This is a genomic window from Cupriavidus sp. FW305-46 (assembly GCF_058787075.1).
Map to the genome: position 1 here is coordinate 43,277 of NZ_JBYSZI010000004.1, position 14,592 is coordinate 57,868.

Here is a 14,592-nt window from a genome sequence, read left to right on the forward strand (position 1 = left end):
GGCTCCCATGTCCCGCCCGATTCCGCTCGTCCAGCAAGCCCTGTCCCGTCCGGCCGGCCGCGACGGTGCACGCCCCGTTCCCCGAATCAATGCCGACGAACTCGTGGCGGTGTCCGTCCTTGGGCAGATCGCCCATCCCGTGGGGCGCGCCTCGCCCTACCGCATTGGCTACGACGGCGTGCCGCGCGTCCTGCCAGGTACCGGCGGCATCGTGGTCAATAAGCGCATCGGCGATCCTTGCGTCGGGTTGGCGGGCGACCATATCGAGCCGGGGGTCGCCCTGCACAACAACGGGCGCGAGATCGTCGGCCCACGCGACGGACCCAACAGCGCCCTGCTGACCTATGCCTGCGTCGGCAATCCGGCCCGTGTGGTCAACGGAGCGTGCGCGGGCCGGACTGGTGTGGTGACGGGCAAGCACGGCGGCGTCAACCACGTGCTGGTGGACTTTCCCACGGAGGTGCTGGTGCGCCTTTGCATCGGCGACCGCATCCAGATTCTTTCGCATGGACTGGGATTACGACTCCGCGACCACCCCCGAATCGAAGTCCTCAACTGCTCGCCGCGCCTGCTGGCGCGATGGGGCCTGCTGGAGCGCGATGGCCAGCTCCATGCGCCGGTCACGCATCTGGTGCCGGCGCGCGTCATGGGCTCCGGGCTGGGAAAGAACAATGCATGGCGCGGGGATTACGATATCCAGCTGTCGGACCGGCAGGCACGTGAGCGCTACCGTCTGGGCAGCCTGCGCTTCGGCGATATGGTGGCGATCATCGGCGCCGATACGCGGCGGGGGCCGCGCTACGCCAATGACCGCGTGACCATCGGCGTCGTGGTGCACGGCGACAGCACGGTCAGCGGGCACGGCCCGGGCGTGACGCCGCTGCTCACAGGACCCGCCTCGCTGCTGCGGCCGCTGCTCCGCCCGCAAGCCAATGTAGCGGAAATCCTCGGCGTGCGGCGAGCCGCGCCGCCACATACCCAGCTGACACTGCCGGAGCGCGACCGGCGCGTTCGCTGCGCGGTGCCAGAAGCGCCACCGCGGCTGGCGTTCGCCACGCGGTAGGGCGAAGGTTCTGGTGCAAATACGAAACGCGGGAAGGTCGCGACCCGGTTGTCGGACATCTCAGCAAGCGGAAGCATCGCCATCCAGGCGGCACGAGTAGGAAAGCCCCGGTGAGCCGCGGCAACATCGGGCAATACCGGGCACCCGCTCGGGGCCTCCCCCAAGTCATCACGCAAAATACGCCGCTTACGTAACTTGCCATCAGATTGCCCTAGCAGGTGCGAAGGCGACCGGCAGAACCGAATCCACGGTTATGCCATTTCTGCATAACCATGCATTGCGCCCCGACAACCCATGAAATCTTGGCATCGAACGTGGTGCAGGCGCGGCCGATTCCATAGACTTCGCCAACAGTGCTGAACCCAATTTGCGCGAGGGGCGTAACCATGACTGCCGGACTCTTCAGAACCGAACATGACCTCCTGGGTGACCGTGAAGTCCCGGTCCAGGCCTACTACGGCGTGCATACGTTGCGCGCCGTCGAGAATTTCCCTATCACAGGCACCCCGATCTCCATCTACCCGGAGCTGATCAAGGCGCTGGCGGCGATCAAGCAGGCCGCGGCGCAGGCCAACCATGAGCTGGGCCTGCTCGACAAGGCGCGCTGCGACGCAATCGTCGGCGCCTGCCAGGAGTTGATTGCCGGGAAGCTGCACGACCAGTTCGTCGTCGATGTGATTCAGGGCGGCGCCGGCACCTCGACCAACATGAACGCCAATGAGGTGATCGCCAACCGCGCGCTCGAACTGCTCGGCCATCAGAAGGGCGAGTACCAGCACCTGCACCCGAACGAGCACGTCAACATCGGCCAGAGCACCAACGATGTCTACCCGAGCGCGCTGAAGGTCGCTACGTGGTTCGGTATCGCCGGTCTTGTGGACGCCATGGCGGTGCTGCGACGGGCCTTCGAGGCGAAGGCCAACGAGTTCGCCCACATCATCAAGATGGGCCGCACTCAGCTGCAGGACGCCGTGCCGATGACGCTCGGCCAGGAATTCAGCACCTACGCCGTGATGCTCGGAGAGGACGAGGCGCGCCTGCGCGAAGCCGCGATGCTGATCTGCGAGATCAACCTCGGTGCCACCGCGATCGGCACCGGCATCACCGCGCATCCGTCGTATGCGCCGGTGGTGCTGCGGCGCCTGCGCGAGATCACCGGCATCCCGCTGGAGACCGCACCCAATCTGATCGAGGCCACGCAGGACTGCGGCGCCTTCGTGCAGCTCTCCGGCGTGTTGAAGCGCGTTGCCGTGAAGCTGTCGAAGACCTGTAACGACCTGCGGCTGCTATCCAGCGGTCCACGCGCTGGCCTGGGCGAGATCAACTTGCCGCCGATGCAGGCCGGCTCGAGCATCATGCCCGGCAAGGTGAATCCGGTGATCCCCGAAGTCGTGAATCAGATCGCCTTCGAAGTCATCGGCAATGACGTCACTGTCAGCTTTGCGGCCGAGGCCGGCCAGCTCCAGCTCAATGCGTTCGAGCCGATCATCGCGCACAGCCTGTTCAAGAGCGTCAGCCATCTGCGCAACGGCTGCCTGACGCTCGCCGAGCGCTGCGTCAAAGGCATCACCGCGAATGCCGACCGGCTGCGCGCCACGGTCGAGAACTCGATCGGCGTCGTGACGGCGCTCAACCCCTACATCGGCTATGCGAACGCGACCGCCGTTGCGCAGGAAGCGCACGCCACGGGCGGCAGCGTCTATGAAATCGTCTTGCGCAAGGGCTTGCTGTCGAAAGAGGAGCTCGACCGCATCCTGCGCCCCGAGACGCTGACCCAGCCGGTGCCGCTGGACTTTCGTGGGAAGGCGCACTGAGCAGAATTCCCTTGCTCTCCGTGCAGAATGAGATGTCCGACAGGGCGATGTCGAGCACCGACAGCCCATAGAAGATCGCCCCGCCGCGCCCGAAGACACGGAACCTGCGCTGCAGGTCAGGGCCGATCGCTTCGATCCGACGCCACCATCGCCTGCGCCGCCTTGCCGATATGGTCGGCAAGGCGGCTCGCGACTGGCTGCCGGCTGTGCCGCGCGCGCTCGACGAGTCCCACCTCGCGATAGAACGTGTCGTCGCCAAGCGGTAGTGCCGTCACGCCCGGCGGCCGCGCGCCACCGGCAAGCATGCGAGGCAACAGGCCCACGCCGAGCCCGCGCGCCACCAGTTGCACGATGCCTTCGAGTTCGTCGAGCTCGATGGCTTCCTGAGGCGCGATTCGTTGTTTGCGCAGGAACTGGTCGACCAGCCTGCCGCCGAACGAAGCCCGGTCATAGCGGATAAAGGGCGCCGTGGAAATTGCGTCCCTCCAGTCCATGCCGGCCCGCGCGGCGGGCGCCAGCAGTTCGAAGGGCTCTTCCAGCAGCGGGCGCCATTCCAGTTCGGCGGGCAACGCATAGGGCGGCCGGATCATGACGGCGATGTCGATCTCGCCGGCGTCGACCTGGCCGAGCAGGTTGAGCGAAACGCCGGGCACCATCCGCACACGGCAGCCGGGCAGTTCGGCCCGGAACGCGGCAATGGCATCGGCCAGGAAGGTGGCTTGCGCCGAGGCGATGGCACCGATGCGCACCATGCCCGAGCCCTGGATGTCGAGGCCCTGGTGGCCGATCCGCTCGTAAAGCACGACCAGCTCCTCGGCCAGCGCCAGCGTTTCGCGCCCGGCGGGGTTCAGGCGCGCTGAACGGCCGGTGCGGTCGAACAGCGCGAAACCGAGCTCTGACTCCAGCCGCTGGATCTGCGCGCTGACGGCCGACTGTGTCAGGCCAATATGTGCGCCGGCGTTGGCGAAGGTCCCGTGGCGGGCGACGGCGATAAAGGTGCGCAGTTCTCGCAACATGTCGATTCATCAATTTTCGTGGAGCTAAGATCAAAAATATATCGCTTTTATTAATTTTTTGCCATGCATAGACTTTGGTTCCAGGACGGTGCGTTGCCACGCGCCGCACGTCCCCACTACACATCCATTGCCAAGAGTCTCCACACCATGAGCGAATCCACCGCAGTCCTGCCCCCGTTCCACCTGGCCTTCCCGGTCCACAGCATCGCCAGCGCGCGCGAATTCTATGGCGAGCTGCTGGGCTGCCCCGAAGGCCGCAGCTCGGAAGACTGGGTCGACTTCAATTTCTACGGCCATCAGATCGTGGCCCACCTGGCGCCGGAAGAATGCGGCCACCGCAAGACCAGCGCGGTGGACGGAGATGCCGTGCCGGTGCGCCACTTCGGCGTGGTGCTGCCGATGCACGACTGGCAGGCGGCTGCCGACAAGCTCAAGGGCGCCGGCATGCAATTCATCATCGAACCGCATATCCGCTTCAAGGGCGAGGTCGGCGAGCAGGCCACCATGTTCTTCCTGGATCCGTCGGGCAATGCGCTGGAGCTGAAGGCGTTTGCCAATATCGCCTCGTTGTTCGCCAAGTAAGTCAATAAAAGCGCGGCCACGCCGCGCCCCGACCGGCCCGCAGGCCGGCACTCCACGCGGCGCCGAAGCCAGCGCCGCGTGTCCGCCCCAAGCAGCAAGAGCCTGACATGCAAAAAATCCTGGTAGCCAATCGCGGCGAGATTGCCTGTCGCATCATCCGCGCCGCGCAGGCGCTTGGCATCAAGACCGTGGCCGTGTATTCCGAGGCCGACGCCGGTGCACTGCATTGCCAGATGGCCGACGTGGCCATGTCCATCGGCCCCGCCCCAGCGGCACAAAGCTATCTGAATACCGAAGCCGTCCTGGCAGCCGGCCTGGCGCATGGCGCCGACGGCGTGCATCCGGGCTACGGATTCCTCTCCGAGAACACTGCCTTTGCCCAGGCCGCCGAGGCCGCCGGCATGCGCTGGATCGGGCCCTCGGTCGAATCGATCGAGAACATGGGCGACAAGAACCGCGCGCGCGAGATCGCAGCCGCCTGCGGGGTGCCGGTCCTGCCGGGCAGCATCCGCTTCCTGCCCGGTGAGCTGGCTGGCCTGGAAGACGCTGCCGCGCAAGTCGGCTATCCGCTGCTGGTCAAGGCCGCAGGCGGTGGCGGCGGCATCGGCATGAAACGCGTCGATAGCCCCGACACGCTGGCAGCCACGGCGGCCTCCACGCAGGCGCTCGCGCTCAAGGCCTTCGGCGACGGCAGCGTTTACCTGGAGCGCTACGTCGCGCGCGCACGCCATATCGAAGTCCAGGTATTCGGCTATGGCGACGGCACGGCCGTGCATCTGTTCGAGCGTGAATGCTCGGTGCAGCGCCGCTTCCAGAAGATCATCGAAGAAAGCCCGGCACCCGGCCTGCCGCCCGCGGTGCTGGCACGCATGACTGCCGCGGCCGTCGCGCTGGCCGAATCGCAACGCTACCGCGGTGCCGGCACGGTCGAGTTCATCGTCGATGCCGACAGCGGCGAGTTCTTCTTCCTCGAGATGAATACCCGCATCCAGGTCGAGCACGGTGTCACCGAGGCGGTCACCGGCTGGGACCTGGTGCAGGCGCAGATCCGGCTTGCAGCCGGCACCCTCGCGCGGGTTGCGCAAGCCGACATCCGCCGCCAGGGCGCGGCGATCGAGTGCCGGCTATATGCCGAAAACCCGGCTCGCCATTTCATGCCGTCGCCGGGCAAGCTGTCGGCCTTCGCGCTGCCAGCGATGCCGGCGTTGCGCGTCGACACCGGCGTGCGCGCGGGCGACACCATCACGCCCTACTACGACCCGATGATCGCCAAGCTGATCACGCACGGCGCCGGGCGCGAGTCTGCGCGCCAGGCGATGCTGGACGCGCTGGCGCAGACGCGCATCGAAGGAATTCGCCATAACGTCGAGTTCCTTGGCGACGTGCTGGCGCACCCCGACTTCCGCGCGGGCCAGGTCGATACCGGCTTCGTCACGCGCGAGAGCGCCCGGCTGATCGGCGCGAGCGCGGCGCCGCACGCGGCTGCGCCTGCCGTCGCCAGCGAGGTGCAGCCCGAGGTGCAACCATGAACGCGCTGCCTCTCGACATGGCACCCGCCGCGGCCATCCCGTGGCGCATCGAACCGTCGGGCGATCGCCTGCTCGTGGTTGCATTCGAGGCCGGCCGTGATGCCACCGCATTGAGCACTGCCAATCGACGAGCCTGCGCCGCGGCGGCGCGCATTGGTGCCGCCGCATTGCCGGGCGTGACCGATATCGTGCCCGCGCTGGCGACCGTGGGCATCCACTACCGTCCGTCCGCCGTTAGCGCCGCGCCAGGCACGGCACCGTTCCAGGCGCTGAGCGCAGCGCTGTCCGTGCTGCTTGCCGAGCCACTCGGCGCCTTGACCGCCTCCGCTCGCGTGGTCGAGATCCCGGTCTGCTACGGCGGCGACCACGGGCCTGATCTTGAGGAGGTGGCCGCAAGCTGCGGGCTCGCGCCCGATGCTGTGATCGCGCTGCATAGTGCGGCGCCGGTCGAAGTGCTGATGCTGGGTTTCGCGCCCGGCCACCCGTATGTGGGCAAGTTCGACGCACGCCTGGCCCCGCCACGGCGCACCACGCCGCGCACCGCCGTGCCCGCCGGCTCGATCGGGCTGGCCAACTGCCAGTCCGTGATCTATCCGATGGTGCTGCCCGGCGGCTGGAACCTGATCGGGCGCACGCCACTGGCCTTGTTCGATCCGCACCGCGATGCGCCTTGTCTGCTCAATGCAGGCGACCAGGTGCGCTTCGTGCCGGTCTCGACCGCACAGTTCGACGACATTGCCGCGTCGCAAGGCACCCCCTCACCGGCCCATGGAGCGATTCGATGACCACTACACCGGTACAACCAACCGGCGCCGCCATCGAGGTGATCAAGCCCGGTGCGCTGAGCACGTTCCAGGACCTCGGCCGCGTCGGCTACCAGCAGCTCGGCGTGCCCGCCAACGGCGTCATGGACGAGCGCGCGCATCGGCTGGCCAATGCGCTGGTCGGCAATACGCAGGACACCGCGACCCTGGAGATCACACTGATGGGCCCCACGCTGCGCTTTGACGCGGCCACTGCCGTGGGGGTCTGCGGCGCCGATCTCGACGCAAGCATCGACGGCACGCCACTGCCCACCGCGCAGGCATGCGTGGTGCCGGCCGGCGCGACGCTGAGCTTCGGCAAGCGCAAGAGCGGGCTGCGCGCCTACCTGGCAGTGGCAGGCGGCTTTGCGCTGGATCCGGTCATGAACAGCCACAGCACCTTCGTGCGTGGCGGATATGGCGGCTTGCAGGGCAAGCCGCTGCGCAAGGCCGATGTGATCGGCTTGTGCGCCCCGCGTGCCGCGCTGCCCGAGGCTCTGCCGCAGGCGCGCTTCGCCGCCGGCATCGTGGCAGCGCCCGAGGCCCCGCTGCGCGTGGTGCGCGGGCGCGAGTGGGATGACTTCAGCGCCGCCGCGCAGGCGGCATTCACCAGCGCGGAGTTCCGTATCGGTGCGCAGTCCGACCGGATGGGCTACCGCCTCGAAGGGCCGGCGCTGGCCCTGTCCTCGCCGCGCGAGATGTGGTCCGAAGCGGTGGCATTCGGCACGATCCAGGTGCCGCCCGACGGCCAGCCGATCGTGCTGATGGCAGACCGCCAGACCACGGGCGGCTATCCCAAGATCGCCCATGTCTGCGCCGTGGACCTGCCGCGGCTGGCGCAGCGCATGCCCGGTGAGAGCGTGCGCTTCACCGTGGTCGAGCTGGAGGAAGCGCAACGGCTCGCGCAGTTGCAGGATGCGGCCTTCGCGGCGCTGGAGCGCGGCCATGGCTAAGATCGATTTCAACAGCGACCTGGGCGAAAGCTTTGGCATCTACCGCCTTGGCGATGACGCGGCGGTGCTGCACCATATCAGCTCCGCCAACATCGCGTGCGGCCTGCATGCCGGCGATCCGCAGACCATCGCCGCAACGGTGCGGGCCGCGGTGGCCCGGGGCGTGGCGGTGGGCGCGCATCCCGGCTTTGCCGACCTGCAGGGCTTCGGCCGCCGCGCCATGACGCTGTCGGCAGGCGAGATCTACAACCTGACCGTCTACCAGGTCGGCGCAGTGCAGGCCTTTGCCCGCGCCGCCGGCAGTTGCCTCGCCCATGTAAAACCCCACGGCGCGCTGTACAACATGGCGGCGCGCGACGACGGCATGGCGCGCGCCCTTGCTGAAGCCGTGCGCGACGTCAACCCTGCCCTGCTGTTCTTTGGCCTGGCCGGCTCGGCAATGGTGCGCGCCGCGCGGGCGGCCGGCCTGGCGGTCGCCGAGGAAGTATTTGCCGACCGCAGCTACCAGGCGGACGGATCGCTGACGCCGCGCGGACAGCCCGGCGCGATGATCACCGACGTCGGCACCGCGGTGGCGCAGGTGCTGCGCATGGTCCGCGACGGCGTGGTGCGCTCGCAGCAGGGCACCGACGTGCCGGTGCGCGCCGACACGCTGTGCATCCATGGCGATCAGCCCGGCGCGGCCGGCTTCGCGCGCGATATTCGCGCCGCTCTGGAGGCCGAAGGCATCACGGTCCGCGCCCCGCGTACCACGGCGGTTCGCTGACTGCCTCCCTCCCTAATCCGGATCAACAAATCAAGAGCCCCCATGCCAGACCAACCGAACGCCTTGCCCATCGTCGCGGAGACCACCGGTACGTTGTGGAAGATCGTGGCCGTGCCAAATGTTGCGCAAGCGCGCGATGCCACGCTGGTGATTATTGAATCCATGAAAATGGAAATTCCCGTGGAAGCGCCCGCCGACGGTTATGTGGCTGAGTACCTGGTTGGTGAGGGTGAGCCAGTCGAGGAAGGGCAGGTATTGGGCGCGTTTATTCCCGCGGGCTGATTTAACCACCGTCATTCCCGCCTTCGCGGGAATGACAGTAGCTGTTGATGCGTTATCTGAACGGGAGCACGCGAATTACCTCATTAATGAGCTGCCCGTACTGAAGCAATGAACAGGCAGTAATACGGCGGCAGCAGTGCATGCCGTGCCCCGCAAGAGAACACGGCATGCACCCAGCCAGTTCATTCTGGCGCAACCGAATAAAAGGAGACAGCAAAATGGATGGTCATCACCGACCAGGACAAGTCGCGCTTATTCCCACGGAATTTCACAGTTGATTTTGACTGGCACGTTTGTTGCTGAAAAAACAGAGCTTCCATGCGTGCATTAACGCTGTGAATGCAGCAAGGACTGACCTGACAAAGCAGGCAGTCCATTAACAACAGGTACGCAGCCGCGGTTACAGCGGCGCAGCGTACCGGTATTCATGCTCAGACCCCGGGACCCGCAGGATGCCACCGGCAGCCGGCGCGGCTTCTTTCACCCTGTTTCTGGAAACGTGATCATGTCCAACGCCCCCACTTCCACGCTGCCGCTGGCGGATGCCCCTGCCTCGGCCCCCATCTCGGCCCCAGTCACCGGCGATGTCGCCGTGGCCCGCAAGGCCGCGGTGGCCGCCGCTGCCGGCACAGCCATCGAGTACTACGAATTCGGCATCTATGGCTACCTGGCCGCCACCATCGGGCCGCTGTTCTTTCCGGGCGACAACGCCACCGCGTCGCTGCTGGCGATCCTGGCGGTTTTCGGCAGCGCCTTCCTGATGCGCCCGATCGGCGGCATCGTGCTGGGCCGGCTCGGCGACCGCATCGGCCGACGCGCCGTGCTGCTGGTCACCGTGATCGGCATGGGCGTTGCCACTGCCGCCATCGGCGTGCTGCCCGTTGCCGCGAGCGCGGGACTTGCGGCGCCGCTGTTGCTGCTGCTGATCCGGCTGGTGCAAGGGTTCTTCGCCGGCGGCGAAGTCACGGGCGCGGCGGCATACGTCGCCGAATCGGCACCATCCGGCAGGCGCGGCTTCTTCGGCTCGTTCACGCCGGTGGGTGTGGCCATCGGCGGCGCACTGGCGGCAACCGTGTGCGGGCTGACCACCTCCATCCTCGGCAGCGAAGCCATGACGGCATGGGGCTGGCGCATCCCGTTCCTGAGCGCCATCCCGATGGTGATGATCTCGTTCCTGGTGCGTAAGCGCGTGGAAGAGTCGGTGGCATTCCAGCATTTCCAGCAACACAACGAACCGCCCAAGGCACCGCTGAAGGAAGTGTTCAGCCAGCACACGCCCGCGGTGCTCAAGGTGCTGGTGTTGTCCTTCGGGCAGAATGTGGGCTATTGGGTGGGCCTGGTGTTCATGAACATCTACATGACCACCTACCTCAAGTACGACAAGGCCAGCATCTACTGGATCATGGCCTTCGTCAGCCTCACCATGGCGGTGCTGATGCCGTTCTGGGGCGCCCTTTCCGACCGCCTGGGCCGGCGCAAGGTGCTCGCCATCGGCTTTGTCGGCTACATCGTGCTGGTGGTGCCGATGATGGCGCTGATGGACCAGCAGAATATCGGCCTGGCCTTCCTCGCCATGCTGATCGTGGCGCTGCCGATGCCGATTGTGCAGTCCGTCGGCTATCCCACCTACGCCGAGCAGTTCCCGACCCGCGTGCGCTATTCCGGCATGGCCTTCAGCTTCAACCTTGGCGCCATCCTCGGCGGGGGCGTGACGCCATATGTGGCTACCGCGCTGATCGGCGCCACCGGCAACCTGCTCTCGCCCGCGTACCTGCTGATGGGCGGCTCGGGCATCGCATTGCTTGGGCTGCTGCGCGTCAGGGAAACCTCGCGCGAGGCGCTGCGCTAATGCGCCACCGGCCTGGAGCGACCTGACATGCATGACGCTACCGTTGCGCTGCCCGGCTGGGCAGCCAGCCCGGCCACCGCGCGCGCCGCCATCCGCAGCGGTGCCTGGCACGGGCACACTGCCGGCATGGCGCCCGGCCGCGTGCAGGGCAACCTGATGATCCTGCCACGCCAGTGCGCCGACGATTTCCTCGGCTACTGCCGTGCCAACCCCGTGCCCTGCCCGCTGATCGGCATGACCGAGCCTGGCTCGCCGCTGGTGCCGGGGCTGGGCGAAGATATCGACCTGCGCACCGACCTGCCGCGCTACCGGATCTGGCGCGATGGCAAGCTGGCCGGAGAGTGCGGCGACATCGGCGCGTTGTGGCGGGACGACTTTGTCGGCTTCGTGCTGGGCTGCTCGCTGTCCTTCGAAGATGCGCTTCAGCGCGCCGGCCTGGCCGTGCGGCATGTCGATGAAGGCAAGGTGGTGCCGATGTACCGCACCAGCATCAAGACCACGCAGGTGGGGCCGTTCCGCGGGCCGATGGTAGTGTCGATGCGCCCCTATACGCCGGCACAGGCCGCGCGCGCCAGCGAGATCTGCGCAGCGTTGCCGGCAGCGCATGGCAAACCGGTGCATGCCGGCGATCCCTCAGCGATCGGCATTGCAGACGTCAACCGTCCCGACGAAGGCGAGCCCACCGCCATCCTGCCAGGCGAGATCCCGGTATTCTGGGGCTGCGGCGTGACGCCTCAGGCCGCGGCCGTGCAGACGCGGCTGCCGCTGTGTATCACGCATGCGCCCGGCTACATGCTGGTGGGCGACGTGGCGATCGAGGACGTCACGCTTATCTGAGGTTTCTGTTGGCGTTTTCGCGCTTGCCGCTCCCAGCACCGATCCCAGGAAGTGCATCGGCGCCAGTACGCAGATCATGCATCCCGCCGCGTGGTCCCGGGAAAACTGCAGAAACTCAGCTCAATGAGGAGATTTTTACCGTCATGGTCTGGATAGCAAACGGGAGGCGTCAATGGAAAGGCGCGGACGGCGGTAAGCATCCTCGACAACGTGAGCGCAGCCACGATGGTGCTCACGATGATCTCCATCGGCGTGCCCGGTCCGAAAATCCCCTGCACACCGCACTGGCGCAGCAAGCGGCTGTGGCCTGCCGGAACAATGCCGCCGACGAAGACCGGCACATCGGAGTCGCGCTGCCGCAAGGCGTGTAGCAGCGCCGGCAGCAGATCCAGATGCGCGCCGCCAAGCGTGGAGATGCCGATGGCATCGAAGTCTCCATCGCAGGCGGCAGACGCAACCGCATCGGCGGACTGGAACAGCGGCGTCAGTTCGACCACGAACCCGGCATCGGCAAGCCCGGCCGCCACCGCTTTCGCACCGCGGTCGTGGCCATCCTGGCCGAGCTTGGCCACGAAGATCCGGGGCGCGCGGCCGAGCCGCTCGCGCAGCGCACTGACGCACTCGCAGGCCGCCAGCCATTCCTTGTTGCCGGCGCGAGCCGTGCCGTACAGCGCAGCGTCGTAGGACGCCCGCACCGTATGGCGCGGCCAGACCTGGAGCAGCGCCCGGGTACATTCCCCGACCGTGGCGCGGCAACGCATCGCGTCGATTGCACCGGCGAGCAGGTTGGGGCCGCCGCGCTTGGCGGCCTCGGTCAGCGCCGCCAGCGCATGCCTGACCGCAGCGTCATCGCGGCGGCTGCGCAGCGCGTCCAGGCGGCGTGCCTGTTGCACGCGCACCCGGGTACCGTCGATCTCCAGGCATTCCTGGCCATTGCCGTCGGGCTCCTGGTAGCGGTTGACACCCACCACGACCTCTTCCTGCGCATCGAGCCGAGCCTGCGTCCGCAGCGCAGCCTGGTGGATGCGCCGCTGCACCCAGCCGGATTCGAGGGCTGCCAGGGTGCCACCCTGGGCATCGATGTGCGCCAGCACCGCGCGAACCTCCGTCACCATGCGGCCGGTCAGCGACTCGATCAGGTAGGAGCCCGCCCACGGGTCCGCCACCTCGCACAGGCCAAATTCATGCTGGAGGACCAGTTGCGTATCGCGAGCCAGCCGCGAGGCCTGCGCGCCCGGCAATGCCAGCGCCTCGTCAAAGCCGTTGGTATGCAGCGACTGCGTACCGCCAAAGATCGCAGCCATCGCCTCGACCGTGGTGCGCGCGATATTGTTGAGCGGCTGCTGCGCGGCGAGCGTCCAGCCCGAAGTCTGGCAATGCATGCGCATCGCCATGGCGCGCGCGCTGGTGCCACCCAGTTCGCGCACGATGTCGTGCCACAGGAGCCGCGCGGCGCGCAGCTTGGCGATCTCAATGAAGAATTGCTTGCCGACGCCGAAAAAGAAGCTTAGTCCGCCGCAGAATGCGTCGACATCAAGGCCACGCTCACGCAGCAGGCCGACATAGGTCCTGGCATTGGCCAGTGTCAGCGCCAGTTCCAGCACCGGATCGGCTCCCGCTTCCTGGAAGTGATAGCCCGAGATCGACATGCCATTGAATTTCGGCGCATGCGCCGCCAGCCATTCGACCACGTCGGTGGCGATGCGCAGCGACGGCTGCGGCGCATGGATCCAGGTGTTCCGGACCATGAACTCCTTGAGGATGTCGTTCTGGATGGTGCCGCGCAGCTGTTCGAACGGGACGCCCGATTCCTCGGCCGCGACCAGGAACGCTGCCAGTACGGGGAGCACCGCACCACTCATTGTCATCGATACCGACACACGGTCCAGCGCAATGCCTTCGAACAGGCGCCGCATATCGTCGACCGAGTCGATGGCCACACCGGCCATGCCGACATCGGCCTGCGCCAGTGGATCGTCGGAATCGTAGCCGCGATGGGTCGGCAGGTCGAAGGCCACCGACAAGCCCTGCGCGCCCTGCTTCAAAGCCTCGCGATAGGCGAGGTTCGACGTCGCGGCGTCGCCGTATCCCCCGTACTGGCGGATGGTCCATGGCCTGCCGCGGTACATGGAGGGATAGGGGCCACGAACGAACGGGGCCTCGCCGGGCATGCCGCCCAGGTGGCCAAGGCCAGTCAGGTCGCCGGGCCCGTAGACCGGCTTCAGCTCAAGGGCGCCTGCCGGGTCATCCCGTTTCGCGTTCATCGCTGCCTCCAGCGCTTCTGCGTGACCACATCGGCGATCTTCTCGCCGTCGCGGCTGCGTCGGATCTCACACCAGTGCGTCAATCCCTCCTCGTCCTCGCGCAGCGCGGAAAAGGTCAGCTCCAGCGACTCGCCGACATTGACGTTGCCATGGAAGAACAGGTCCCGCGCGAACACCGTGGGCGGATCCGCGTCGCGGCGCCATTGCCATTCCGCGCGATCGACCATGGCCTGGAAGCTGGCGAAGTACAGCAGGTCGGCGCCGTTGAAGTCGTTGCAGGGGCACGGCAGGTATTCGGCCGCGTGGCAGACGCGATGCCGGGCCTGATCGAGCCCGAGATGCGTACCCCAATCGCCGCAGCGAAAACGCCGTGCCAGCAGCGACAGTTCCGCCGCCTGGGCCGACGAGCCGGCGCCGGCCCACTGCGCGGCCACGGTCGGCATGGTGCGCACGACCGAGCGGTTGTCCCGCTCACGCGTGCGGCGGATGAAGGTGGACAGCATCGTCACGCTGGCGCGGCGGTCCCCCTGCATGTCGACGGTATGTTCGCTGAGGTGCTTCACGCCGCCCGCTGGCACGATGCGCGAGCCGATGCTGAACTCGGCGTGCTCGCCGATCGTTTGCGGCGCGGCGTCGCGCACGCGGATCGCGGTGAACGCCGCATACACCGGATGGCCTCCGGCATCCCTGAAGTCCGGCACCCCCAGGCCGGCGCCGGCGGCCAGCAGGCGCCAGTGCAGGTCGCCGCAGGTCTTCAGCAGCCAGTTCTCTGACAGGCCGGTATATGCCAACTGGGGCATGCCGGCCACATGGCGCGAGACGACGGCTTCCATG

At 67.1% G+C, this 14,592-nt stretch carries 13 protein-coding genes; 10 read left to right on the forward strand and 3 right to left on the reverse strand.

Annotated features, from left to right (window positions below):
* Positions 1-7: 7 nt before the first annotated feature.
* Both AC3WON_RS02930 and aspA read left to right on the forward strand, forming a co-directional pair.
* Complete coding sequence (locus AC3WON_RS02930; RefSeq protein WP_492317789.1) at positions 8-1,063, forward strand: DUF4438 domain-containing protein; 1,056 nt, start codon at positions 8-10, stop codon at positions 1,061-1,063.
* 386 nt (positions 1,064-1,449) lie between these two features.
* Positions 1,450-2,877: an aspartate ammonia-lyase gene (gene aspA, locus AC3WON_RS02935; protein WP_492351107.1), complete on the forward strand. Its 1,428-nt coding sequence runs from the start codon at positions 1,450-1,452 to the stop codon at positions 2,875-2,877.
* 116 nt (positions 2,878-2,993) lie between these two features.
* Here the strand turns inward: aspA and AC3WON_RS02940 are convergent, their stop codons facing one another.
* Positions 2,994-3,893 carry a LysR family transcriptional regulator gene (locus tag AC3WON_RS02940; RefSeq protein ID WP_492317790.1) on the reverse strand — a complete coding sequence of 300 codons (900 nt, stop codon included), beginning with the start codon at positions 3,891-3,893 and terminating at the stop codon, positions 2,994-2,996.
* 147 nt (positions 3,894-4,040) lie between these two features.
* Between AC3WON_RS02940 and AC3WON_RS02945 the strand changes: the two genes are divergently transcribed.
* The 8 genes from AC3WON_RS02945 (at position 4,041) to AC3WON_RS02980 (ending at position 11,494) form a co-directional block, all read left to right on the forward strand.
* On the forward strand, positions 4,041-4,475 hold the full coding sequence (locus tag AC3WON_RS02945; protein ID WP_492351108.1) for a VOC family protein: 435 nt from the start codon (positions 4,041-4,043) through the stop codon (positions 4,473-4,475).
* A 107-nt stretch (positions 4,476-4,582) separates the two neighbouring features.
* Positions 4,583-6,004, forward strand: a complete 1,422-nt coding sequence (locus AC3WON_RS02950) for an acetyl-CoA carboxylase biotin carboxylase subunit (RefSeq protein WP_492351109.1) — start codon at positions 4,583-4,585, stop codon at positions 6,002-6,004.
* A complete protein-coding gene (pxpB, locus tag AC3WON_RS02955; protein WP_492351110.1) occupies positions 6,001-6,789 on the forward strand; it encodes a 5-oxoprolinase subunit PxpB in 789 nt (262 codons plus the stop codon). The genes AC3WON_RS02950 and pxpB overlap by 4 nt, the downstream gene beginning before the upstream one ends.
* Positions 6,786-7,760, forward strand: a complete 975-nt coding sequence (locus AC3WON_RS02960) for a 5-oxoprolinase subunit C family protein (RefSeq protein WP_492317794.1) — start codon at positions 6,786-6,788, stop codon at positions 7,758-7,760. The genes pxpB and AC3WON_RS02960 overlap by 4 nt, the downstream gene beginning before the upstream one ends.
* Positions 7,753-8,526, forward strand: a complete 774-nt coding sequence (locus AC3WON_RS02965) for a LamB/YcsF family protein (protein ID WP_492351111.1) — start codon at positions 7,753-7,755, stop codon at positions 8,524-8,526. The genes AC3WON_RS02960 and AC3WON_RS02965 overlap by 8 nt, the downstream gene beginning before the upstream one ends.
* Before the next feature lie 42 nt (positions 8,527-8,568).
* A complete protein-coding gene (locus AC3WON_RS02970; protein WP_492317796.1) occupies positions 8,569-8,808 on the forward strand; it encodes an acyl-CoA carboxylase biotin carboxyl carrier protein subunit in 240 nt (79 codons plus the stop codon).
* A gap of 505 nt (positions 8,809-9,313) precedes the next feature.
* Positions 9,314-10,657 carry an MFS transporter gene (locus tag AC3WON_RS02975; RefSeq protein WP_492351112.1) on the forward strand — a complete coding sequence of 448 codons (1,344 nt, stop codon included), beginning with the start codon at positions 9,314-9,316 and terminating at the stop codon, positions 10,655-10,657.
* 27 nt (positions 10,658-10,684) lie between these two features.
* A complete protein-coding gene (locus AC3WON_RS02980) occupies positions 10,685-11,494 on the forward strand; it encodes a putative hydro-lyase (RefSeq protein WP_492351113.1) in 810 nt (269 codons plus the stop codon).
* Positions 11,495-11,568: 74 nt separating this feature from the next.
* Here AC3WON_RS02980 and scpA read toward each other — a convergent pair whose 3' ends face one another.
* Together scpA and AC3WON_RS02990 are read right to left on the reverse strand one after the other, a co-directional pair.
* Positions 11,569-13,758, reverse strand: a complete 2,190-nt coding sequence (scpA, locus tag AC3WON_RS02985) for a methylmalonyl-CoA mutase (protein ID WP_492317799.1) — start codon at positions 13,756-13,758, stop codon at positions 11,569-11,571.
* Positions 13,755-14,591: a Pnap_2097 family protein gene (locus AC3WON_RS02990; RefSeq protein ID WP_492351114.1), complete on the reverse strand. Its 837-nt coding sequence runs from the start codon at positions 14,589-14,591 to the stop codon at positions 13,755-13,757. The genes scpA and AC3WON_RS02990 overlap by 4 nt, the downstream gene beginning before the upstream one ends.
* Position 14,592: the final 1 nt, after the last annotated feature.

Bases quoted from the DNA above. Each gene is read 5' to 3' on its own strand.
- AC3WON_RS02930 (WP_492317789.1), top strand. From the start codon at position 8: ATGTCCCGCCCGATTCCGCTCGTCCAGCAAGCCCTGTCCCGTCCGGCC.
- AC3WON_RS02945 (WP_492351108.1), top strand. From the start codon at position 4,041: ATGAGCGAATCCACCGCAGTCCTGCCCCCGTTCCACCTGGCCTTCCCG.
- AC3WON_RS02940 (WP_492317790.1), bottom strand. From the start codon at position 3,893: ATGTTGCGAGAACTGCGCACCTTTATCGCCGTCGCCCGCCACGGGACC.
- AC3WON_RS02970 (WP_492317796.1), top strand. From the start codon at position 8,569: ATGCCAGACCAACCGAACGCCTTGCCCATCGTCGCGGAGACCACCGGT.
- AC3WON_RS02975 (WP_492351112.1), top strand. From the start codon at position 9,314: ATGTCCAACGCCCCCACTTCCACGCTGCCGCTGGCGGATGCCCCTGCC.
- scpA (WP_492317799.1), bottom strand. From the start codon at position 13,758: ATGAACGCGAAACGGGATGACCCGGCAGGCGCCCTTGAGCTGAAGCCG.
- AC3WON_RS02950 (WP_492351109.1), top strand. From the start codon at position 4,583: ATGCAAAAAATCCTGGTAGCCAATCGCGGCGAGATTGCCTGTCGCATC.
- aspA (WP_492351107.1), top strand. From the start codon at position 1,450: ATGACTGCCGGACTCTTCAGAACCGAACATGACCTCCTGGGTGACCGT.
- AC3WON_RS02980 (WP_492351113.1), top strand. From the start codon at position 10,685: ATGCATGACGCTACCGTTGCGCTGCCCGGCTGGGCAGCCAGCCCGGCC.
- AC3WON_RS02990 (WP_492351114.1), bottom strand. From the start codon at position 14,591: ATGGAAGCCGTCGTCTCGCGCCATGTGGCCGGCATGCCCCAGTTGGCA.
- pxpB (WP_492351110.1), top strand. From the start codon at position 6,001: ATGAACGCGCTGCCTCTCGACATGGCACCCGCCGCGGCCATCCCGTGG.
- AC3WON_RS02960 (WP_492317794.1), top strand. From the start codon at position 6,786: ATGACCACTACACCGGTACAACCAACCGGCGCCGCCATCGAGGTGATC.
- AC3WON_RS02965 (WP_492351111.1), top strand. From the start codon at position 7,753: ATGGCTAAGATCGATTTCAACAGCGACCTGGGCGAAAGCTTTGGCATC.